A 23264-nucleotide genomic window follows, 5' to 3' on the forward strand; every position below is an offset into this window, starting at 1 on the left:
GCCACATCAACAGGCCTTACAGAAGACCGCACACGATCACACGTCAATATGGGTCAGAAAACTCTTGCATAACGGACGGTAACCACAGAAGATATCCGTCCTGACCAGAGACCGACGTCCCGTGCCATCGCAGCGAATTTCCCGGCATAACGATCCCCCTGCAGGTCATTATCAACGGCAACAACCAGTCGCGCTTCAGGCTGGGCGGCGACCTGCATCATGACCCGTTTCAGGTTCGCTTCGCTCTCTGGGCTCATGCCGCCACCCGTCGAGGTATAGAGCGTTCCTTTCTGGAAGCGATCGAGTGCTGCAAAGGATAATGCATCAATGGCCGCCTCGGTGACGACAAGGCGCGTCACGGGCGCTTCTCCCCCGTCAGCCCGGAAACCGAAGAGACGCTTGCCAACCCCGCCCGTCGAAAACCCCTTGTAATCCGGCCCCCGCATTTCCATGCCGGTGAACTGCCCGTCCACATCCCGGTGGCCAAACCAGGCGGTTCCGTGCGGGCCTTCCTTCAGCGCGCCCTGCTGTCCGGCAATCGCGACAATATGGTCGGGCAACCCACGGATCTCCGTCAGATAGCGCCATGCAGCCGTGCCCTGCCCGGGTGCGGTGCGACGGTTCCACAGTTCAGCGGGATCGCGCCGCGGTCTGTCACCCGCTCCCTTCGTACGCTCGACAACTTCGAGCGTCGGGCTCCTGCCGATCAGGGCGCGAAGTTCCTGCCTGACATGACCGAGGTTCTTCGAGGGATCGAGATACTGGACAAGCTTGAATACATCGCCCTTACCGTCGCCCTTGGGATCCCACCAGCCCTTGCCATCGTGATTGACAATAATGGCCTCACTGTCACGGCGAAATTTCAAGTTACGGGCGGAACGCTGCGCGGTGGCCTGCCGATCCAGCCGGAACCCGGCTTTTTCCAGCACAACGGCGCAGTTTACAGCATTGCGAAGCTCATCAAGTTCTCTTTTCTGTGCTTCTGGGGAAGACGTGTAAGCCATGAAAGACACTCCTTCACGAACAGCATAGGTTGTGTTTCAGACCGCTCCCGTATTTACAGTGAGTATTTGAGATGATCGTGCGGAAACACACGACGACCTCTGTATGGTTCGTCGAGATATTGCGTCCTGATGATCCGCGTTGAGGGTTTTATTCTGCGTGAACTGCAAAAGAATATAGGACGCACGAATGGCCGCAGTTTACGCGCGGCAGCAAACGGCATATGCCCGCGCCACTGCGCACGCATTACCGGAACCATGGATGAGCGGGCACTCACGACGCCAGATACTCCCTGTGGAGGATCCCGTCTGCGCCCACATCATGCGACTGACGAAAAAATAAGGTTCACGAGCCCGTATAAAGGTCGATGGAGAAACAGGAGAGACACAGTTCATCCCCGATGTGGACGGACGACCGGCGTTCCGGTGTCGGCCGACAGGCTTTCCCGATCGCCCGCGCCATCAGGTCTGACAGTCCTCACAAGTATTCATGACGAGAACTGGCGCGGCAGAAACCGCATTTTCTTCTCCCTGAACAGGCACAATGCTCCGGGTCGCTGACGACCCGGAACACCGAACGACCTAAAACGGGATTTCATCATCCACGTCCTGCGCGTTGGAAGTTGCGGCAGGAACGGGGCGCTGTGCAGCGCTCCGCGAGGGACGCTCTTCATCAAAACGTCCATCGCCCGTGCTTCGACCATTGGCCAGCACCTTCAGGTTTCCATCAAACCGATCAATGATGATCTCGGTCACATAACGGTCCTGTCCCTGCTGGTCGGTCCACTTGCGTGTCTCGAGATGGCCTTCGACATAGACCAGCGTTCCCTTCTGGCACCGACGTTCGATCACGGCTGAAAGGTGATCGTTGAAAGAGACGACACGGTGCCACTGGGTTTTTTCCCGGCGCTCACCGCTGGCGCGATCGGTCCAGGTTTCGCTTGTCGCCACGCCGAAGGATGCGATTTTGCCCTCCCCTTCCCTGCGTGCGGCAAGATCCGGATCCCTGCCCAGGTGACCGATGATGATGGCGCGATTGACTGACTGGCTCATGGTCTTGTTCCTTTTTTCCTTCCTGGTCGTCTCCGGCCCCTGCCGGATCTCTGACCTGGTGCGGTCGCGCGGAAGCGGGCCACAGGCGGCGGGCGCAACCCCTCGGGGCGGCAGTGGTGCGGAAGCCGCGCATGCGGCTTCACGGTGCCGTCCCGACCGCAGGCCCGGGGGTTGCGCCCGACGACGGCCGCTTCAGACCGCAAAAACCAGGTCAGAAACCCGGCAGGGGCCGAGGTCATGCTTTTTCCATCTGTATTTTTATTTCTGCTTTATTTTCTTATTTCGCTCATAATCGTATCATTTCTTCTTGTACAATTATGATAATCATCCTAGAATTTCCCTGTCGCTACATTGGGAGTTCATCATGGCCGTGATTACTGCGTCGGAAGGCCGCATCACCCTGAAGGCCGACTTTCATCCTGAACTGGCAATCCAGGCCCGACGTTACAGGGGACGTTTTCTCGGCAAGGAAATCGGCTGGTCCTTCCTCCCCGAACATGAGCCGGCGATCCGCCAGCTCTGCCAGACCCTGTATGGCGTGGATGGCACGCCAGATGCGTGGCATGACTGCTGCACCGTGCAGGTCGAAGTCGACGAGCAGGATATCCGGGCCCCCCTGTGGCGCCAGTTCAACGCCGATATTTACCTCGGTGGCCGTCACGTTGTGGGCGTTTTTGGTCCCCGTCAGGCAGTTCGCACCGGCAGGGGCATAAAATTCCTGCGCGGCCAGCCGCATTGCGCCATCCGGATCGGTGCTTACCACATGGAGGTACCCACTGGCAGCCTTCTGGAAATCCGTAAATATCCGCGTGCCGCACTGGCGTTCCTGGGCCGGTGCCTCGACGGGCATGGCTCCTGGCACATGGCCCAGGGCTAGAGCAGCCCGAGCTGCACGGTGGGCACGGGTGCATCCGCTGCCGTCACTGTTCCGCCATGCTTTGCCTGCAGACGGGCCAACTCCGCTTTCTCGCGCGCAACCTGTACCTCGCGGGCACGGGTCGTCCATGCCTCGACCAGCAGGTTTTCCCGGACGCGCTGCCCGATTTCCTTCTCTACATCCGACCAGACAAAAGTCGGGTCGCCCCAGCAGGGATATCGCGCAACCTGATCGAGGAAATCGCGCCGTGTGGCTGCATTGTCGAACCATGTCTGCGCGAAGCCGGTCCGATTATAATGCGCGATAAATCCGAACATATTGCTCAGCCGGTTATACAGGGCCGGGGTAAATTTTTCTGCAGGCATTCCGAGTGCGATGAACCGCAGGATCGCATTACCAAGCTTTGCCTTTTGCTGGGCCGTCGCCCATTGGGTGGGTTTCAGGACAACCGGGTCGAAAGGCGGGATCCGAAGCCGCTCGCACAGGATCGGCCCCGCCGTCATGACACTTGGCTCCGGCATCGATAGCCGTTATGAAAGCGGTTCACATCCGGCAGATCCGGATAATACCCCTCGCCCAGGCTCTCTTCACTCATCCTTTCCAGATAGCGCACTGCCACGGTCACGCAGCGCGCATTGGCGAGGCTGCGCAATACGACCAGATCCGAGCGGCCCCGCATATAACGGTCTTCCCAGAGACCGGTGACGGGGTTCTGCGCAGCCGCCCCCATCGTGCCGTTCAGAAAGCATTCCACGATCCACGGCCGGGTCCGATAGGGACGTCCTGAAACAGGGGCCGGAAGATCGAAGATGGTTCCACTGGCAATGGTCCCGACCCGGAGCGGGTTATTACCGCCCTGAAATGGAGACGTATAATACTGGCGGATCATGCCACGTCTCCTTTGCAGGACGCCATGTTTCCGGTTTCGGCTGCGGATCGTCCATGCAGGATCCGCGCGCCATCAGCGTCGTTATCGACCATGAGAACCCATCTGTCGGTCCCCAGGGCGCCAGTGCGGTAAGCCGCATCAAAGCCACGTGGCTTACGATCGCCCCGACGGATATGCACACTGATGGAAAACGAGCGCCCGGGATGCGCGCCGGCGGTCCTCTCACCGTAAAGCGTTACGGCAGTCGAGATTTCCGCGAGCGTCCGGGCTTCTGTCATCCCCCGTGCACCAAGGTGTTCCATCGGCAGCGCCTTAAGGATGGTGCAGCCGTCGGAACGGATGCGCACGGCGGGAGTGGCAATCAGGGCAAAGACTGGCATGATGAACTCCATCACTCAGCGCGCCCTTGCGGGCGCATATATTTTCAGGGTTGGGTTTCAGGCGGCAGAAGCCACGTCCTCGACGGACAGCCGACGTGTCGATGAGCTGAAAATGTATTGGGCCGCGGCTGAAGCAGCACTCGCTGCGGTGAAAATGGCGCGCTTGTCAGCCTTCAGCAGTGCCAGCCAGTTCCCGATGTAATCCGCATGGCGGACCGTCGGCTCGATCTGCAGTTCCGCGCACACGAAAGCTGATGTCATCTCTGCAACCAGTTCCTCGGCCGCGTAGGCATGGTCCCCAAACCGCCTGCCAAAGGTGCGCGCCAGTCGGCTTTCGGCCCCGGTCCAATGCCCGATCTCGTGAAAGACGGTTCGGTACCAGTCGATCTGGTTGAAATAGGACTGCTGGGGCGGAACCCGGATGAAGTCCGCATCCGGGGCATAAAATGCCTTGTCACCACCGATGCGAATGTCCGCCCCGGTTTCGGTCATCAGCGCTTCCGCGTGCGGCACGATTTCGCGTTCCGGCAACGGCGCGGTCGGCGCGACCATGCTCTCCGGCAGGTTCTCGCACTGGTCAACATTGAACACCGTAAACCGCTTTAGAAACGGGATCTGGCGTGGCTCGTCGGAACCCGCTTCCGATTTTGGCGTGAAACGGTCAGCATAAAACACCGTCGTTCCCTTCTCGCCTTTCCTGACATTGCCGCCCTGCGCATGCGCCTGACGGAACGTCAGCCATTTCTGGGTAGAAAACCCCTGCATCTCTACCGAACCCCACAGCATCAGGATGTTGATCCCGGAATAGGCCCGATCGGTCGCGGCATTACGCGGCAGGGCAATGCCGCATTTCGCGCGGCTCCACGGGCAGACCCACGGCACGGTTCCCGCTTCAAGTTCGCGGATGATGCGGTCAGTGACGGACTGGTGAATATCGGTACGTTCGGTTCTGGCCATGATCAGTCTCCAGAAAATGCAGACGCCGCCCCGAAGGGCGGTGCGGATGGGCAGCGGATGGCGAGAGTGGTGTCACCTGAGATCGATGATGCCCGTGCACGGATCGAGGAAGACGTCGGGCAGCAGGAGGAAAGTGACCATGGAGGCCGTCCAGAGGAGCACGATGGCGACGAATTTGGCGATTTCGACGACGGGGCGGGACGGCGGCGCGATGCGGTTCTGTGCCATTTCCAGATCCTTTTTTCGAGGGTTTCGACCCCTTCCGGCGACCGCAGGGCAGACTGGCGGGCAAGGGCGCCGCACAGCGGCGGCACCGGAGCCGCGCACAGATGGCGCAGCCATCGCGCACGGCGAGGAGCCACCCCTTGCGCGGCAGGCTGGACTGTGGTGCACGCCTCCTACCTTTACTGTTTCATTTATTTATATATTTTGTTTTTATTGTATTTTTATTCAGAGCAGGCCTTTCCAGATCCGCCATCCGGTCGTCCGGATCGGTTTTTTTGCGGGGATGCCAGATAGGGGCAACTGATCCGCGCAGGCGTGACATCAATCCACAAACGACTGCCCACAGTCGCCTCCAGTGCCTTGCGGATGGTGTCGGCAGAAAGAAATTCCGCGCCATCGTCACCGCCAAACGACGCGCGTTTGACATCGTACCAGTCGTCAGGACGTGTGCGCGGGTCCGCTTCGACAGCATAGGCGACAAGGTTCGCCTGACCCTCAGCGTCACTGAAGCCCGGATAACCATTCGACATCAGGTACACCCCATGATCGCCAACCAGCATGAGACCTGCCGGTATCTTCGCACGGTCGACATCCGCACCGGTCGGATGGCGCGACGACACGCCAGCCTTGAGAAAGGCCGGGTCAACAAGCTGATCATAGGTAGGGGAATGTTCGCTCGCGGCTTGCGCATGAGCAAGAAGACGCGCCACCAGGGCGTGGTCAAAATGAAGTTTCATTGCAGTATTCCTTCGTGTGATCCCCTTGCGAGGACACAAAAAAGGCGGAACACCGAAGTATCCCGCCTTAAGAAATAAGAACTGGCGCCTCTGGCCCGAGGGACGCCCGATGCCGTTGCCGGTCATTCATCTTCATCGTCATCAAAGAAACGAAGCGAGGCATCGACCGGGCCGTCCGCATCAAACAGGACGTAATCACAGTCGTGATTCCGGGCCAGGGCAAGAATGGCCCGCAGTGACCGCGACCCCGGCCAATCATGGGAGTATGGATCCAGCGGGACATGGACAAACCATCCGTGCGGGCCGGACAGGCAGGTCAGCCCAAAGGAGCCACCTGACCTTGCATATCTCTCAAGGTGTCCACGGTCCGACAGGGGGAGGTGGCCGGTGCTCAGGTCGAGGAATTTCCGGATCTGGAAAGGCGCTAACATCGGGTTTCTCCCTGCTGGAAGATGAGGCGGGTCAGACCGGCCCGGCGCTCTCGCCGAATGCACCAGCGGGCAGGACCCATTGTTCGGGGGATGTGAGGACACGGCCACGCCAGCGGCGGCAGAGCGCGCGGCGCACCCGATCCGGGTGCCGGCGCACGGGGCCGTAGACCGTGCCGCCACTGGCCAGCGTGCCGAGGTCCCGGTCGCGTCGGATGGTGCAGCCAAATGCGCGTTCCCACTCACACAGCCGGGCGAACCGATCCGGGTCCATGTGACGCAGCGTTGCAGCCTGATCGGCAGACATGAATACACATGCCAGGCAGGACAGACGGCCAAACCCGAGCTGATAGGGAAGCGGCGGAATCACGCCATGCCGACGCAGGATCTGCCAGACAGCCGCTTCACTCCAGGCATGTACCGGCCGCCAGTGATCGATATGCCGTCGGGCCCGACCATCACGACAGTCTGCCCGGTGCCGCTCAAAGACAGCGTAACGGGCACGGTTCGCGGATTCCGCCGCGCGTTCTCCGGTTACAAACAGGGTCCGGGCATGACTGAAGCGCGCCTGGTTCCGCAGGGCACCATCCGCAACCATGATCTTGGCGTATGGGGAACACCAGCGGACCGACAGGTTCGCCGAAACCTGCGGGAAGCGGCGTCGCGTATTGGGCGGCCCCTTGCCACCGACAGTGACCCGCCCTGTCGGGGTATCGAACCAGACCGGTGCGGTCGGCGCATTATCGCGCAGCATTTCCCGCACGATCCCACCCTGGCGCGCGGAGAAATACAGCCTGACGCCAAGGGCCGCAGCCAGATGCCGCCCGTAATCGGGCACATGCGGCCAGTCAAAAACGTCCCCGTCATCGTCCACAAGATGGTGCCACCACTCGATGCGCTGGGGCGCCACGCCCTTTTCGAGCAGGTGCAGCGTACTGGCGAGGGAATCCTTGCCAAAGGAACAGGCGACGATGACGTGATCATAACGCGCCAGATCAGGCATCTCTCCCTGCCCCGACACGACAGTTCCCTGGCGGGATGACAGGCTTGCGGTCGCCATGGACATTCTCCTTGTCTGAATGTCTTCTGGCGGTCCGACGGGGTATCGCGGGTCAAACGCGGCGCGTGCGCCGGCATCGCAGGCCCGCGGAGCGGGACAAGAGCCACCGTTTGAGGCGCGATGGCCCTTCGGGCATATTTTTTTCTGTTTCTTCCTGCTTTTCCTACGCGTCCGCGTTCAGGTATTCGTGCAGATACCGGCGTAGCACCATGCAGGCTGCATGGGTGTCCCGCTCACCGTCATCCGCAAGGACACGATCCATCACTCTGGCGAGAACGGCGGCTGCCTCTCGGCCCGGGCTGAAAACAAGGGAAAAACCAAACTGTCCCTGCAGCACGCCGGTCCCGGCATCGTGGACCATGGCCACGATCTCGCCATGGACGACTTCCTCGACCTCAAGGTCCACTTCCTGACCGTCAGGCAGAATGGTGGTCCGGATCCCGTCAGAGTCCACACTGTCGGGGACCGCATCGAGGACGATCCGCGCAGCCGCCTCGGCGTCCGTCGCCGTGACCCTGAAATCGCCGGCATCCGCTTCAAACAGGCGCTCAACCAGCGTGACACGAAAATCAGGCATTGCCGTCCTCCCTTACCAGGACAAATTCGCTCAGTGTCTTGGCTTCCCGCCATGGGCAGTGCCACACCATCACGTCCTTTCCGCAGATTTCGGCGACAGAGCCACGCTCTCTCAGCCGGGTCAGCTCGGCCGATGTGACTCTGGGAACCGCCGTGAAAGCGGAAAATTCGACCACTGCCGCCTCCACGCTCTCATAGGGTCCCCGCCATCGGCGGGCCGCTGGCGGATAGATTTCAGGCGTCCGGATCAGAACCCCACCATCCGGGTGGAAGCCCAGTTCAACCACATACCTGCCGATCAGACGCTTTTCCGTCATGTATTCATGGGTCATCACGGTTCTCCTTCGCCGACGCAAGTGAACGCGTAACCTGACGTTCCGGATAAGCCCGGTTGGGGCGCATCGCAGAATTTCGCGGTCGACGTCCTGCCAGAGGCCGTTGCTGGCTCACCGCCCGACGTCACCACTGGGGGCGACGGGCCGTGAGCCAGAGCCGTACGGCGGCAACAGCCTCGCTCAGCTGAAGCCTACAAACTCAACATGCGTCCTGAGGAATTCTTCAGGTGTCTGCGATGGCGGAGCCAGACTTTCGGCCCTGCCGTGCGGCACCTCATCCCCCTGATCTGCCGCCAGGTCTGTGGGCGTGTCAGTCACTTCATCGAGCTCAATGCCCGTCGCGGCAGGATCATCGGTTCCCGGGCCACCAGTCCGCGCATCGGCATCCGCGTCGTCTTCCAACTCGGTCTCGTCGTCATGCGCCAGGTCCCCATCATCGTCATCCGCTTCGGATGGCGGGGCGAGCGCTTCCGCGAAGGTGGCGTTCAGCGCTGCGACATCGACCTGGAAACGCGCGGCAGGATGCACCCAGATCCCCTGCCCGACATGGTCCATCAGGGCGCGGCGCATTTCCTTGCCGGTATTGCGCGGCAGGATGCCTTCGGCCTTTATGGCCTTCGTGATGCCGGACTTGCTGAGCGTTTTCAGGAAATCTTCATCCGCCATGGCAGGCAGATGGTCGTCCGCTTTCACGATATGGCCGACCAGGACACCCCAGTCGCCGCTATTCGTCGCGTTCTTTTCGCAGGACAGCACGGCTTTCAGCACGTCGACAGCAGCGCCACGCAGGACCGCCTCGTCCAGCGCCATCTCGCCATCCTGGAACAGTCCGGCGGCAGCCACGAGCCGCCGTGACGGACGGCGCTGCGGGTAGTGCGCGTTGGAATCCCCATCCACCCGGACATTCTGCGCGTTGAGGGCCGCGATCATCAGTCCGAGCAGGATCCATGGATCGGCAGAGCCCCGCATGCCATCCAATGCGGCATGCAGCGCCTGGGTGCGGAAACTGCCGATCATGTCAAAACCGCGCCCCGAGATATCGGGCCGTTCCCGTGGCCCTTCGGGCAGGGCTTCAATGACGGCGGACGGCGTCACGCGGCCTGCCGCCTCGCTGCCCGGCAGGACACACCAGCCCTCGCGAACCTTCAGGCGATGATCGAGCCAGAAGAATTTCGTGGCGCCCTCGCGCTGCCAGTAGATCCGCACCATGCCGGGTTCGAAAACCGGCTCGCCGTTCTCGTCGCTCTGGAGGATCAGTGCGTCTTCAGGCGTGTTCTGACCCAGCCACTGGCGCTGCGCCTTCTCGTAGGCGAAGCCGTCATCGGTATAACGGCCGTCCTTCCCGGCTTCACCGAACAGATCTTCCTGCCAGGCGATCCGGCAACTTTTTGCAATGGCGTCATCAAACGAGGCCTCGATTGCATAAAAACGGTCCTGCCGCAGGGCTGATGCAATCCGGTCCCAATCGGGGATGGCAGCGCCGGGTTCCCAATTTCCGTCGGGTAGTTGCTCGCCCTCATCTTCACAGGCTTCGACATCCTCGGGCGGCGACGAGCCAACCGGAAACCCGAAATGGCCCCAGACCTGTTCCTGCAGCGCGGTTGACGCAAGGGCGATGCTCGCCAGTTCACGATTGCCAGGACCTTTGCCCGCCTCGATCCACGCCAGAATCTCGGGCAGGATGGCAGACAGGCGACCGATCTGCTTCAGCTGCACCGGTGTGAGCATCAACGCCTTGCAGATCGCGGTGTCATTCCACTTTTTTTCCTCCCGGAGCCTGGCGACAACCCGCCACTGTTCAACCTGGGTCATGGGCTGACGGATCATGTTCTCCGATGCGGCACGCATCCGGTCCAGTTCCGCATCATCGCCTGCCACCGTCACCTGAATGGTTTTCAGGCCGGCCTTGACTGCGGCACGCCGGCGGCGATGCCCTGCAACGATCATCAGGCCGTCAGGAGTTTCGCGGACCAGAGGCGGGTGGATGATCCCGACGGCCTTGACGTTCAGCGCCAGCTGGCGCTCTTCCGCCTCGTTGGGCGCGGATTTCCGCGGGTTTTCGGGGTTATCGAGCAGGGTTTTCGGATCGACTTCGCGCAGTTCCATGGTTTTTACTCCGTGTTCTCAGGACGCCTTTCCTGATGCACTCCGGCGGCCAGCACCGGGCTGGCGGGGCAAGGGCGCCGCGCAGCGGCGGCACCGGACCCGCGCGCAGGCGGCGCAGACGCCGAGCACGGGGAGGCGCCACCCCTTGCGGCGCCTGGCCGGAGATGGCAGCCCTTCTCAGGCTGCCGCCTCTTCTTCCTTCTCCCTGTCCTCGGTGTCGTCATGCGCCGGGTCTTCATCGGTCGCGGTCGCCGCCAGATCGTCTTCCAGCGCTTTCAGCTCCGCGCGCTTTTCATCAAGCATCGCCTGTTCCGCGAACGGCAGGCCCAGACGGGCGCGGTATGATGGCAGGCGACGCTGCGCTTCCTCCCGCATCCGGATTGCGTCACGGAGCGCGTCATCGATCCGAAGCAGCGCATGTTCAAGGCGCGAGGTCAGCCCAAGGCCCTTCGTGTCGTCCTCGATGGCGATCTCAATGCGACCCGAGCGTGCTTCCACAAACAGCGTCACGTCGACCGCGCGCTTTTCGTAGTACACGCGACGGCCAGGCCCAGCTTCGCACATGACGGCGAACCCACCGATGCGTCCAAGGTTCCAGACCCCTGCCTCACCGTTCTTTGCCGCCAGGCGGACCTGGGACAGGAGCCATGATCCGGCCTTCTCGCGCTCGCTGACGTCTCCCTTGTCCCTGCGCAATACGAACGCATCCCCCTTCGTGGGCTGACGGCTGGCAATATCCGCCTCGATAAGCGGGATCTGGCGCTCCGCGCCCGCAATCTCACGCTCGGCCCGGTCGATGGCACGTTTTACGGCGAACTGGTCGTCATAATGGGCGGCCGCCAGTCTCTCGAGCCGCGCAAGATCGGCCTCCAGCCCGGCTTTGTGCATCAGCCGGGCATCGCCCGAGGCAAGCGCCTTGGCCATGGCGAACTGGTTTCCCCCTTCCCCGCCAATGTCCTCGATCCGCCGGATGGAACGGTCACCTGACATCGCAAGTCCAATAAAGCGCTGCTTGCGTTCGAGGAGCTGCCAGTTGGTCGCGTCAACGGAACCCTGCTGGGCGTAGGCGTAGAGTTCGATTTCCGCGTGCTGGTTGCCCTGCCGCTCGATGCGTCCCTCGCGCTGGATGATGTCGGAGACCAGCCACGGCACGTCGAGATGGTGCAGGGCCTTGAGGCGCTGCTGGGCGTTGACGCCGGTGCCCATGGTCGCCGTCGAGCCGATCAGGATCCGCTTGCGGCCGGCATTGAGATCACCGAACAGCTTCTGCTTCGCCGCACTCTTCCTGTAGTGCTGCATGAACGCGATTTCCGCGCGCGGCACGCCCAGGCGGATCAGTTCATCGCGGATCCACGTATAGGCGGAAAAACCGCGTGTCTCCATCGCGCTCTCGGTGCCCAGATCCGAAAAGATCATCTGCACCGCCCCCGGCAGGTCGTACGGCCGACCGGTTTCAGGATCGCTGTAACGGCTTTCCGATGTCTCCTGCCAGATCCGGAACACGTTCCCGATCATCAGGTTCAGCTTCGATGTATCGTCATTCGCGGCGAGAGGGGCGACGAAGCGCAGGTCGATCGCGGCATGACGGGCATCCGTGATGACGGACAGGAGGATGTCGTCGCCCTTCTGGGGACGCCCCTGGCGCGCTTCGATGGCGTTGATGCGGGCCGCCAGCGTCTTCTGGTAGGCCCTGAAGTTATCGTTTGTCGGCGCGACAATAATCTCGCGACGTCCGCCTCGGATCGCTGGCAGAGTCACGTACTGGCGCAGGTCATCGTGCTGCACGACGTCCGCGAAGTCGCGATACATCGCCATGAGGTCGGCGACGTTGACGAACTCGGTGAAGCGCGTGACCGGCTTGTAAAGCCCGCTTGGCTGCAGTTCCAGTTCGGTACGGGTCTCGCCGAAATTGGCTGCCCAGGCATCGAATTCATGCAGGTAGCGCTTCTGCAGCGCCTCAAGATCCATATAGCGGCTGACCGTCCACATCTCGGCGAGCGTATTGGTGATCGGGGAACCGGACGCCATGATCAGCGGACGTTCCGGATTTTTTGCCGCCAGATAGCGCGTCTTCACGAAGAGATCCCAGGCCCGCTGCGAGCCGTTCGGATCGACCCCCTTGAGGTCGGACTGGTTGGTTGCAAAACTCAGCTTCCGGAACTGCTGCGCTTCATCGACGAGGATCTGGTCGATACCGATCTCGCCCAGATGCACGAGATCGTCCTTGCGAGCGGAAAGGCCTTCCAGCTTCGCCTGCATCTTCTCCTTCATGCTCTCGACCCGCTTGCGCGACAGACGGTCTGACGCGTCGACGCTTTCCAGCACTTCCTCGTAAGACGCGATCTGCGCCTCGATCATCTGGCGCTCGAAATTCCCCTCCACCGGGATGAACCGGAACGCATCATGCGTGATGATGATCGCATCCCAGTTTCCGGTCGCGGCCCGCGCGAGGAACCGCTGGCGCTTTGCCTTCACGAAGTTCGTCTCGTCGGCGACGAGGATCCGTGCGGTCGGGTAGAGCATGAGGAATTCGCGAGCCATCTGGGCGAGGCAGTGACCGGGGACGGCGATCATCGCCTTGCTGATCAGGCCAAGCCGCTTCTGCTCCATGACAGCCGCAACCATCGAGAACGTCTTTCCGGAGCCGACCGCGTGCGCGATATACGTGCCGCCCGCGGCGATGATCCGCCAGATGACCCGTTTCTGGTGGGGGCGCAGGCTGATCGTGGTGCTTGCACCGGGCAGGCGCAGATGGGAGCCATCAAACGCGCGTGCAACCAGGTTGTTGTAAGTATCATTGTACAGCCGGACCAGCCGCTCGGCCCGATCGCCATCCTGCCAGACCCATGTCTCGAACGCACGCCTGATCGCTGCCAGTTTTTCCTTTGCGGCTTCCGTCTCCTGTGTGTTCAGTTCGCGGTGCTCATTGCCATCGCCATCACGCCAGACATCCCATATTTTTGGCGATGCCTGCGTCAGGGCATCTTCCAGCAGTTCGCCGGCATGTCGCCGTTCCGTCCCCCAGACTGACGTAGCCTCGGCCTTGCCCATGAACGCCCGTTTCTCCACGGTCCAGCAGGCGACCGCGGGCGCGTGATAGATGATCGTCTCGACCCCGAGCACCTCGGCGGTAAAGGCAATAATGTCACTGACCGGCAACCACGGAGCCCCGAGGCGCGCGGTGATTTCCGAAGGACGCAGATCGGCTGGCTGGACGGCTTCCAGCGCCGTGACGCTCCGGGCGTAGCGTCCATCGATCCGGGCTGCATCGCGTGCCTCTTCCAGCTTGGTACGCACTGGGCCGGAGAGCATTTCGTCAGCCGTGACCCAGACATCGCGACCGTCCACGCTCCGTACCGGATCGAGATACACCGCATCCCCCAGTGCGGCTGCGACCTCAGCTTCGGACTGTCCCATGAGTTCCGCGATCCGCGGCATTTCCACGCCGCCTGTTTCATGCAGGCAGACAGCCAGGGCGTCGTGGGCGGAATGGATCTCGGGTTCGACAGGCGCATGAATGACCCGTTCCGAGAAAATCGGTCCCATCCGGCCCTTCTGTGTCGCCTCGTCATATTCCTCGACGGACGAAACCAGCCAGACATCGGGATCATCGTAAAATGGCATCAGGTTTGGCCGCCGCTGGGTTTCGTTCTCGACCCCGGTTTCCGGGTCGATCCTGACCGTCACGTTCATCAGGTTGATCGGTCCGAACTGTCGGACAAAGCTGAAATAGGCACGCTTCAGGTCGCCCTGCAGGCGTCCATGGGGCAGGTTCTCCATCTGCGCCCGCAGAACCGCGCGTGCTGCATCCCGGACGGGTATCAGTGCGGTAATGATCCGGGCATGCTTCTGGAAAAGGCCGTCCTTCTGATCCCCCTTCCTGATGGCGACCGTAGCGGCCTGGCCGTCGCATATCTGTTGCAGGACACCTTTCGTGACGAAGTAGGATCCCTCTTTCAGCTGGGCGCCATCGGCAGCCGTGCCGATCAGGATACCGGATCCCGTCGGCCGGACGATGCGCTGGTCCAGGGGTTCCGGAAACCGCACGTCCTGCCCGATCCGGTCCAAAGCGTCGGGCAACATCACATCGAGCCTGAGGCCGACAGGCGCGTCGCATGTGTAATCGGGACCGAACTGGGTAGTGGTCCAGCCGTGACGGCCAAGCACCTGCTCCGGATGGTCGAGGAAATAGCGGTTAACAAGGAGAGGGCCGTTGCCCTGGTCGCTGTTCACAAGAGCGCTGGTTTCCAGCCAGGCCTTATCATCGGCCATGTCGCCGATCATGCGCTTTCGAAACACCAGCACGTCCACCACGACGTCCGTGCCGGCGTCATCGCGCATGGCTCCGGCCGGAAGACGGACCGCCCCCACGAGGTCAGCCATTTTAGCGATGGTCCGACGCGCGGTGCTGTCCGTCTTGTCCAGCGTATGGCGGGATGTCACGAAGATTGCAATGCCGCCCGGGCGGAGTGCTTCGATGGATCGGGCGATGAAAAAGTCATGCAGGCTCAGGCCAAGCCGCCCCAGACCTTCGGGGGCCCGCACGGTGCGATTGGAAAAGGGTGGATTACCGATTGCAAGGTCGTACCCGGTTGCGAGCTTCGCTGTCGTGAAATCCTCGCTGCGGATCCACTGGTTCGGATAGAGCCTGCGCGCAATCCTTGCTGTGATCGGATCATTCTCGATCCCGGTAAAGGCGATGCGTCCCTCGAGCTTTTCCGGTCGGGCCGCGATAAAAAGACCGGTGCCACACCCGGGTTCGAGCACGGAACCGCCTCTGAATCCCATCCGCAACACTTTACTCCAGAGTGCGTGCACGATCAGTTCAGGGGTGAAGTGCGCATATTGTGTTGCGCGCTTCAGTCCTGCCCTCTCAATGTCTGTTGTGGAGGCATGGATCGCCTCGCCAATTTCTTCCCAGCCTGGACGGGCACTATCGCTTCCAGATGGGAACAGGTTGTTCGCCAGTTCTCCTGCTCCAAAGCCGATGAAGCGTGACAGGACGATCTGTTCGGGGGACGATGCGTTTCGGTCAGCTTCTTCGATCTCCTTGAGCAGTGCGATTGCCAGCGCATTGTCACGGGCTCGCTGTTTCCAGGTGGCTGCGAGGCTTCGGTCGGTAACCATATGAAAGTCGATCTGGGGAAGGGCCATCGCGGCCGGTGTGGCGGGCGAGGCAAGGGATGAACCGTCTTCACCTTCAAGTTCGCCCCAGAAAAGGTCGTTCTGGGTATCTGCGAGAGCGGTTGTACCGAAGAGGTTGAGCTGGAACGACATGGCCGTGCTCCGTACAAACGCCGGCACCCGGCACTGCTTCTGCAGGCCGGGATGGTTCCGGGGTCAGGTTTTCGGGATGTCAGGAACGGGCGTGCTAACCAGGTTGTGCTGCCTGATTACTCTTTCCTTCAGCTCTCGTTGCCAGCGGGTCGGGCGGTGCGGGGCAAGGGTGCCGCGTAGCGGCAGCACCGGACCCGCGCGCAGGCGACGCAGACGCCGAGCACGGGGAGGAGCAGCCCCTTGCGGCGTGCTGACCGATCTGGTGTTTTACATACTGGTTTATATTTCTATTATGATATTTTTATTTCTTTTATTCTTGTTCCAGCAGCTTTGGAATTCTCGGATCTAAATCGTATCCCTAAATGGGTGTTTCTCGATTGTAGCAGATGCAGACATTGCGACGTTAATTCAATGTCTAATAAGCTGCTTCTGCAAGGGGGGGAATGTTGCTGCTTAGATACCGAAAGGTAACGCGTCTTAGCGCGAACTGAAGATGGAATGCAAGGAAGGCAGACTTATCCCCAACGGTCAAGTTAGAAGGTTATTTTTAAACTGTTAAAAAGTTAAAGGCTGAAATGTGCGTTTAATATCATTTGGTTAGGGGCTATTTCTGTGCGCGATGTTCCGATAAGACGTGCGCGATATTCCGAATGAGAATCGCGTTCCTGTGAATAACGGGAGTAATCATCGTCGACAGGGCAGAAGGCATACTTTGCGACCGTCAAGAACAACTGCAACAGGCCTCCAATTCTTGGGAATGGATATAGGGAAGAGAAAACTTCGGAATATCGCGCACGCCGGAAAAGGCATTAGGCCAGACATTCGGAATATCGCGCACATTAACGATCTTCACCTTGCTAATTCGGTTATCAAGTTCATGCCGATAGTTGTCCAAGGTGTTTATGAGGCTCAGTCTTTGCCCAAACGCCATGAATTCGGAACATCGCGCACGTTTAAGGTAGGTCCCTAGCGTTCGGACGTCTATGCGTTTGATTCCTTGGGCGATGACAAGTTATGGCATCCGATAACCAGCAGGCTTGGTATCTTGGGTATTTTGCGCTTTACAGCCGCCTAGGAAAACAAACGCGACAGCGTCTCATGGTTCGGAACATCGCGCACATGTCCTGCTCATGTTTTATCGCTAAGATTGTGATTCTCGATGTTCAAAAATCACTACGGGACGCCCTCCCCTTGGACCTACTTCGAGAGATAGTTGATAATCGGGGATAACGTCATCGCCTATAATTTTGAGAAGATCTCTTTTGAAAAATCGTAATTCGCGTGTAGTACCGATTTTCTTGGCAAGTTTATCTAGACTAATTTTCCATATTTCTTGGTTACCAAGATGCTTTCGTCCGATCTCATAAATACGGCGACCCAAGCCACTATCGAGACTAAAATAAGTGGGGTTAATTGTCAGCACCCTGCGTTCCTTGACGAGGGCACGAAACATCCAGTCATTGAGCGTAATTTCAATGGCTGCCATAATTTTACGGCCGGTCGATGTTTTCCGCTCGACTACGCGCCATGTCTCTATCCAGCCAAACCCGCGCCGGTCGCGTTCGTCTGCGGATTCGATTGTTGTCATGATGTTCGTAGATCTCAGACGATGAAGCGCATCGAGCAAAAGGTCATAGCTGCGCTTACCTGTTCCTCGACCCGTGACGCGCAGGAGATCATGCGCAGCGAAGCGGACTGTATGGTCGACAGTCATTCCGCGCTCAATGCGTTCATTGATAAGGGAGACTACATAAAGAAGTATGTCCTTATCCCAAATCGTCGCAAGCCCTTTTGGGCCAGGTTCTATGGTAATTTGTATTTTCCCGTCGTCATATACCAGAGGCTCCATGCGCGGTTGCTTCTGGATGCTGAAGAACGGATATTCCATAAGGGCTCTGTCATCCTTTAACGGAGCCCCTATTAGGGAGTCGACAAACAGGTCAGCTTCGTTGCTAGCCATTATCTACCCCAGCCTTGCCTTTTGTGCGCGATGTTCCGAATGCAAACAAACCGGTTAATACAGCCAGGGTCAATGATTCTCTCGTCAGTGTTACGTATTTTCATCACCCAGCACCTGATCAATCTCGGCCCGGAGTCTTCGCAAGCGTTCACGGTCTTCCGAATTAAGCGGGAGTTGTTGGGCACGGACTTCACTTAGACGCTGGGCCATCCTGTCTACGGATGTAAACGTAAATCCGGAAGGTTTGCGGGTCGGTGCGGATTCCGGCCGTTCGAGGTCAGCTCGACCCAGTCGAATAGCTTTTACTGTGAGTTGTCCGGTTCTGGCTTGTTCAATGAGCTCTTGTCGTCTCACAGGATCCGGGACTCGTGCGAGTTCCACAAGGGTATTTCGTGCCACACCTCGTTCTGACGTCAACTCCTCAAGGATATCGGTTGGGAGCGTCAGGATCTTCAGGATAGAGCTAATTTCGCCGCGACTTTTTCCAAGAACTTCACCTGCCTGGCTCTGGTTCCAGCCTCTTTTTTCAATCAGTCGTTGGATACCGGTTGCTTCTTCCAGAGGGTTTAGGTCCACTCTCTGAAGGTTCTCAATGAGCGCTGCGACTTCAGCATCACCATCGTGTTCAATTGCGAGCATGCTGGACCAGCCAGCATGTTGCGCTGCTCGCCAACGGCGTTCGCCCGCGACTATGACCCACCGTTTGTCGGATTGTGAGTTCGTGACACGACGTACAAGAATGGGCTGAAGCTGTCCTTCAGCGACCATTGTTTCTGCCAGTGCGGCGATACTCTCGTCGTCGAAACTTTTTCGTGGTTGGTCCGGATCTGGCGCGACTTCCGTCAAAGGAACTTCGAATGTATGTCGAAATTTGCCGTCCTGGCGAACGAAACTGTTGCTGGCGTCGTCAATGAGACCAGCGGCTACGCCGAGAATAGGAGACGGGGCTTTTGTTTTGCGTCGGGTTGCCATCACGCATTACCTTCGGGCTGTTCGATATCTGCAAGCGGAAAATCTGTCTTCGTTTGGAGTGCTTGTGCCAGCCGAAGGTATGGTGCCGTTGCGGCCGCTGAAGAAGAGGACTCCAACGCAATCCTGCCTGCGCGTGCAGCATGACCGTACACAGCGCTTGATGGCACGGGTTCCAGAACTGGGGCGCGATCCTTCATCATGGAACATAAGTGTTGAAGGACTTCACGGTCCACAGATTTGCGTGCGTTATATTGGGTCGGTAAAATACCAAGGAGTCGAAGCCCCGGATTCAGACGACGCTGGATCTTGCCGATTGTGCCGATAATCAGGCCAACGCCCATTGTGTCGTAAGGCTCGGTTCTTACAGGGACAATTGCATCGTCGGCAGCAGCAAGGCTCATCCATGTAAGCATGCCGAGATTGGGAGGTGCATCGATTACGATCCAGTCGTAGTCCTCACGGACAGGATCAATGGCTTCCCGTAACGCGGCGTCAAAACCGGGCTCTCTCCGGCCGTCCGTTTCGGCTAGGTCAATATGGCTGGCGATGAAATCGAAGGGCAGTTCGCGTCCGTCTGGTAGTGTACCTGCCGCAACCACGATTTCAGAGAGAGGTTTCCCACCGAGAATGAGGTGGGCTGTCGTTTTGCCCTGATGATAAAGTTCAACACTGGCGCCGGCGAGTATTCCGGCGGTAGCTGTTGCTTGGGGATCCATATCAATGAGAAGAACGCGTCCTCCCAGTGATGACAACGCGTATGCAAGATTGAGCGAAGAAGTTGTTTTCCCAACGCCGCCTTTTTGGTTTGCCAGCACGAGTATTCTTGCAGAATCTTGAACTGCGCCAGCCATATTACGTATCACCTCGGCCACATCATCCGGGATCGGTTCTTTATCGTTTTCCCAGCGGCTAATCTTGGGTTTATCATAGCTTCGGCCAAGTCTGCGGTTGAGTTCATCTTTGATGTCGGCCTGACTTAATCGCAAAGTCAGTCGGCTATTTCGAAATGTCTGACCGTTCATTATGGCTTCCCCAAACAGACTTTTGATGCGTAAAATAGCATCAACATCAACGATGATGGTTGATGTTGATTGTTATCAGTCTTTCTTGTCAAGGAAAAAATCGACGGCATATGGGCTGATATGAAGCCCTAAGTTGGTCTTCGAGAGATACGATCAATGTGTGTCTGCTCTCGTCGAAGATCTAATCCGACCCAGGAGCGGCATGACTGAAGCGGCAACTTAGGACTATGTTATAGATTACTTGTGTCTTGAATGAGGCTTTGTCAAAGCAGACGAATCACTAAAAACGGGGCATAAATCAGCCCAGGAGATAGCGATCAAACATATCATGGAGGATGATATTCTGCTGTGCGACGTGTTGCGACAGTCTTCTGGTTCTAGTTTATCCTCATGCCCAATGTTCGGACGTCAGAACATTCTCAAAGGAAATTTGTGAGGTCATTGTTGGATGGGAATAATACATCCTATTGCAAAATGCGGGAACTTCAGGGCATTTGAGCATATGCTGATGTTCGGACGTCAGAACATTAGAAGGTGCGTACCGGATTTTTATGAGCAATGGTTCTGGACGTCGTTGGTCATCGAGATCGTAGTCGCCTCCTTGATCGCACTCCCACCAAGTTCAGGAAACCTATCGAACATGAATTCACCCTGACTGGGGACTTGCATAATGCACCGTTTTTCCTCATCGTCTACTGTGAGCGATCGCAAGGCGTGCTATGTCGATGAGGGGGCTGCAACCAATTCCACTGTCTTCATGTGGTCGGCGTTTCATCTGAAAGATCGCCATGGAATGCAACTGCTGCGGCGATACGTTCGCTGGACATGGTAAGACTGAGCACTTCCGCACCTTGGCGGGACTAGCCTATGACAGCAAGATGGATCGCAGCATCGGGATTGACCAGGATGCTGCATAGCTTCCTGTAGTCGCGTGGGCTCATGCCGGTTTCCCTGCGAAACATATGTGCAAAATGGCTCGCACTCTCATAGCCACTGGTCAGGGCGATTTCGATGATGGACCTGTTGGTCTGTGATAAAAGGTCCTTTGCATGTTCCACGCGCCGCCAGATAAACCAGCGTGATGGGCTTTGCCCCATGGTGTTGTGAAATGACCGACTGAAATGAAACCGGCTCATCCCGCACAATCCGGCCAGAAAATCGAGGTCGAACGGTTCGGCGAGATGGGCCTCCATATGATCCAGTGCCTTGCGCAGCTTCCACGCTGGCAGTTGTGCGGGTTTGGGCGTAGGCGAAGGCTGTGTCTGTGCATAATGACGCAGAAGATGGACGGTCAGACTTTCCAGAAGTCCGTTCACAAATAGAGAACTTGCCGAATGAGACGTCTGGATCTCAGCCGTCAGGCCTGCCAGAACGCCAGATATGAATGCATCCTGAACACCGGAAATGTCGCGCATAGAGAGCCGTGATGGATTGAGCCCTAACGATCGGGCAGCGCGGTTCACCAGAGTGAGTCCCAGATAAAGATGAAGGACCTCAAACGGATGGTCCGGATCAGCCTGCCAGCGCATGAGGTAAGGCGCATTGGTCTGTGTCAGGAAAAATGATCCGGACCCGGCCTGACTTTTCGTCCATTCACCGGTCAGTTCGCATTCCTCGATCTGCGCTTCTCCTGAGATGATCCAGACCAGCAAAGGTTCGGCCACGGCCGGGACCAGCACTTCATCTTCGTGTTGCGGTCGGCGGAATAGCTGCGCCTCGGCCTCTTTCCATGCCCCTCCCTGGCTTTGCCCGATTTTCTGGCCCGGAATACGGCCCTCCAGGGCATAACTGGCGGCATGCAGCGAAGAACGATGCGGGTGAAGCATCCGGGTTACCTTTCAGTCGTGCCGTGAATTGTCCCGATCAACTCACAAAATCGCAAAATCACAATGATTTAAGCAAGAGGACGACAGAAACCATCTGCCCTGATCTTTACCTGTTTTCTTGACCTTTTTTAAACGGGATAGGTGAAGATTATCATGAGTATCAGAGGTAAGATCGCCCTTGTTACTGGAGCCTCCAGCGGGATAGGAGCTGCAACAGCACGCAAACTTGCGACAGAGGGTGCAATAGTCGGTCTGGCAGCACGGCGCAAGGACCGTCTGGACGCGCTGGCGACGGAAATCAACGGGACAGGGGGCAAAGCCGTTGCCCTTCCAACCGACGTTACGGATCTGAAGTCATGTAAGGCTGCAGCAGATGCCCTCATCGCCCGTTTCGGCAGGATTGATGTGCTGGTGAACAATGCGGGCCTGATGCCTCTGTCTGATGTTGACAGCCTGAAAGTGGACGAATGGCAGCGTATGGTGGACGTAAACGTGTCCGGTGTTCTCAATGCAACGGCGGCGGTTCTTCCACAAATGATCGCACAGCATTCGGGCCATATCTTCAACATGTCCTCGATTGCGGGCCGCAAAGTCTTTACCGGCCTGGCCGTCTATTGCGCCACCAAGGCCGCCGTTGCGGCGTTTTCCGATGGGTTCAGGATGGAGATCGGGCCAAAGCACAATATCCGCGTCACCTGCATTCAACCGGGTGCCGTGAAGTCGGAACTGTACGAGCAGATTACCGATCCCACTTACCGCAGGCAGATGGATGACCTGGCGGCTTCCATGACCTATCTGGAAGGCGAGGACATTGCTGACACGATCCTGTTTGCGCTGAACGCACCATCCCGAATGGATGTCGCAGAACTCTTCCTTCTGCCCACCGAACAGGGATGGTGAGGATCGAAATCATGAAAGAACTCTGGCGAGAGCAATTTCTTTCAGAACATTAAAGTTCAAGATCGGACAGCCCCGGGTGATCGTCCGGTCGTCTTCCCGCGGGCCAATGGAACAGTCGCTCTCCAGCCTCTATCGGCAGGTCATTGATTGATGCGACCCGGCAGCGCATAAGCCCGGCGGTATCGAATTCCCACAGTTCATTGCCGTAAGACCGAAACCATTGGCCCGCATCATCATGCCATTCATAGGCAAAACGGACAGCCATGCGGTTATTGCGGAAACCCCAGAGCTCCTTGATCAGGCGGTATTCGTGCTCCACGTTCCATTTGCGTGTCAGGAACGCCACGATCTCATCGCGCCCACGGATGAATTCCACCCGGTTGCGCCACTGGCTATCCATTGTATAGGCCTGCGTTACCTGTTCCGGATTCCGGGAATTCCAGGCATCTTCAGCAAGCCGGACCTTGCGTGTCGCACTTTCAATATCAAAAGGCGGGAATGGCGGTCGTGACATGGATAAGCTCCGTGTGGTGTAGCAGTCATGGTTGTCGCAGCATTGTGTTTCCTTCACGACACTGACGAACTGACAGTCATCCCTCGTTTCAGGGCATGACCAGATCCATTGCCTTTGTCCTTTATCCGGATTTTCAGATGCCTGATGCGGCAGGTTCCGCCACAGGCTT

Annotated in this window: 21 protein-coding genes; 2 read left to right on the forward strand and 19 right to left on the reverse strand. The window is 58.5% G+C overall.

The window, feature by feature from the left end; all coding sequences use genetic code 11:
• Positions 1-53 precede the first annotated feature (53 nt).
• Together CDI09_RS09700 and ssb are read right to left on the reverse strand one after the other, a co-directional pair.
• Positions 54-1004 (reverse strand): DUF3991 and TOPRIM domain-containing protein, encoded by a 951-nt coding sequence (locus CDI09_RS09700; protein WP_236944615.1) that lies wholly within the window; start codon positions 1002-1004, stop codon positions 54-56.
• A 579-nt stretch (positions 1005-1583) separates the two neighbouring features.
• Positions 1584-2054, reverse strand: coding sequence for a single-stranded DNA-binding protein (gene ssb, locus CDI09_RS09705; protein WP_014106778.1), 471 nt, complete (start codon positions 2052-2054; stop codon positions 1584-1586).
• 364 nt (positions 2055-2418) lie between these two features.
• On the opposite strand from ssb, the gene CDI09_RS09710 reads away from it, so the two are divergent.
• The gene (locus CDI09_RS09710) at positions 2419-2931 is read left to right on the forward strand and encodes a hypothetical protein (RefSeq protein WP_078524647.1); all 513 of its coding nucleotides are present in this window, start codon (positions 2419-2421) and stop codon (positions 2929-2931) included.
• Here the strand turns inward: CDI09_RS09710 and CDI09_RS09715 are convergent.
• The 16 genes from CDI09_RS09715 to CDI09_RS09790 form a co-directional block, all read right to left on the reverse strand.
• The gene (locus CDI09_RS09715) at positions 2928-3452 is read right to left on the reverse strand and encodes a hypothetical protein (RefSeq protein ID WP_249034013.1); all 525 of its coding nucleotides are present in this window, start codon (positions 3450-3452) and stop codon (positions 2928-2930) included. The two genes, CDI09_RS09710 and CDI09_RS09715, sit on opposite strands and share 4 nt — an antisense overlap.
• A complete protein-coding gene (locus tag CDI09_RS09720) occupies positions 3431-3820 on the reverse strand; it encodes a hypothetical protein (protein WP_078524649.1) in 390 nt (129 codons plus the stop codon). The genes CDI09_RS09715 and CDI09_RS09720 overlap by 22 nt, the downstream gene beginning before the upstream one ends.
• Positions 3817-4200 carry a hypothetical protein gene (locus CDI09_RS09725; RefSeq protein WP_235450677.1) on the reverse strand — a complete coding sequence of 128 codons (384 nt, stop codon included), beginning with the start codon at positions 4198-4200 and terminating at the stop codon, positions 3817-3819. The genes CDI09_RS09720 and CDI09_RS09725 overlap by 4 nt, the downstream gene beginning before the upstream one ends.
• A 57-nt stretch (positions 4201-4257) precedes the next feature.
• On the reverse strand, positions 4258-5157 hold the full coding sequence (locus tag CDI09_RS09730; RefSeq protein WP_078524650.1) for an ArdC family protein: 900 nt from the start codon (positions 5155-5157) through the stop codon (positions 4258-4260).
• A gap of 72 nt (positions 5158-5229) precedes the next feature.
• Positions 5230-5385: a hypothetical protein gene (locus CDI09_RS18160; RefSeq protein ID WP_167370174.1), complete on the reverse strand. Its 156-nt coding sequence runs from the start codon at positions 5383-5385 to the stop codon at positions 5230-5232.
• Positions 5386-5603: 218 nt separating this feature from the next.
• On the reverse strand, positions 5604-6119 hold the full coding sequence (locus CDI09_RS09735) for a DUF3085 domain-containing protein (RefSeq protein WP_010515655.1): 516 nt from the start codon (positions 6117-6119) through the stop codon (positions 5604-5606).
• A 122-nt stretch (positions 6120-6241) separates the two neighbouring features.
• Positions 6242-6550: a DUF5983 family protein gene (locus tag CDI09_RS09740; protein WP_010515656.1), complete on the reverse strand. Its 309-nt coding sequence runs from the start codon at positions 6548-6550 to the stop codon at positions 6242-6244.
• A 31-nt stretch (positions 6551-6581) separates the two neighbouring features.
• Positions 6582-7613 carry a phosphoadenosine phosphosulfate reductase domain-containing protein gene (locus CDI09_RS09745; protein ID WP_078524651.1) on the reverse strand — a complete coding sequence of 344 codons (1032 nt, stop codon included), beginning with the start codon at positions 7611-7613 and terminating at the stop codon, positions 6582-6584.
• 157 nt (positions 7614-7770) lie between these two features.
• Positions 7771-8184 carry a hypothetical protein gene (locus CDI09_RS09750; protein WP_078524652.1) on the reverse strand — a complete coding sequence of 138 codons (414 nt, stop codon included), beginning with the start codon at positions 8182-8184 and terminating at the stop codon, positions 7771-7773.
• Positions 8177-8515 carry a hypothetical protein gene (locus CDI09_RS09755; RefSeq protein WP_078524653.1) on the reverse strand — a complete coding sequence of 113 codons (339 nt, stop codon included), beginning with the start codon at positions 8513-8515 and terminating at the stop codon, positions 8177-8179. The genes CDI09_RS09750 and CDI09_RS09755 overlap by 8 nt, the downstream gene beginning before the upstream one ends.
• Before the next feature lie 183 nt (positions 8516-8698).
• A complete protein-coding gene (locus CDI09_RS09760; protein ID WP_078524654.1) occupies positions 8699-10624 on the reverse strand; it encodes a ParB/RepB/Spo0J family partition protein in 1926 nt (641 codons plus the stop codon).
• Positions 10625-10801: 177 nt separating this feature from the next.
• Complete coding sequence (locus CDI09_RS09765; RefSeq protein WP_078524655.1) at positions 10802-15901, reverse strand: lactate dehydrogenase; 5100 nt, start codon at positions 15899-15901, stop codon at positions 10802-10804.
• Positions 15902-17042: 1141 nt separating this feature from the next.
• On the reverse strand, positions 17043-17861 hold the full coding sequence (locus tag CDI09_RS09775; protein ID WP_010511482.1) for a replication initiator protein A: 819 nt from the start codon (positions 17859-17861) through the stop codon (positions 17043-17045).
• Between the two features lie 90 nt (positions 17862-17951).
• Positions 17952-18833: a ParB/RepB/Spo0J family partition protein gene (locus tag CDI09_RS09780; RefSeq protein ID WP_110571281.1), complete on the reverse strand. Its 882-nt coding sequence runs from the start codon at positions 18831-18833 to the stop codon at positions 17952-17954.
• Positions 18833-19855: a ParA family protein gene (locus tag CDI09_RS09785; RefSeq protein WP_014106763.1), complete on the reverse strand. Its 1023-nt coding sequence runs from the start codon at positions 19853-19855 to the stop codon at positions 18833-18835. Before CDI09_RS09785 ends, CDI09_RS09780 begins: the two co-directional genes overlap by 1 nt.
• 860 nt (positions 19856-20715) lie before the next feature.
• A complete protein-coding gene (locus CDI09_RS09790; RefSeq protein WP_110571282.1) occupies positions 20716-21681 on the reverse strand; it encodes a helix-turn-helix domain-containing protein in 966 nt (321 codons plus the stop codon).
• A 153-nt stretch (positions 21682-21834) separates the two neighbouring features.
• Here CDI09_RS09790 and CDI09_RS09795 point away from each other — a divergent pair, with 153 nt between their 5' ends.
• Positions 21835-22581 (forward strand): SDR family oxidoreductase, encoded by a 747-nt coding sequence (locus CDI09_RS09795; protein ID WP_170120492.1) that lies wholly within the window; start codon positions 21835-21837, stop codon positions 22579-22581.
• Between the two features lie 49 nt (positions 22582-22630).
• Here CDI09_RS09795 and CDI09_RS09800 read toward each other — a convergent pair whose 3' ends face one another.
• Complete coding sequence (locus tag CDI09_RS09800) at positions 22631-23095, reverse strand: nuclear transport factor 2 family protein (protein ID WP_110571284.1); 465 nt, start codon at positions 23093-23095, stop codon at positions 22631-22633.
• Positions 23096-23264 lie beyond the last annotated feature (169 nt).

The organism is Komagataeibacter nataicola (genome assembly GCF_003207795.1).
GTDB classification, from domain to species: domain Bacteria; phylum Pseudomonadota; class Alphaproteobacteria; order Acetobacterales; family Acetobacteraceae; genus Komagataeibacter; species Komagataeibacter nataicola.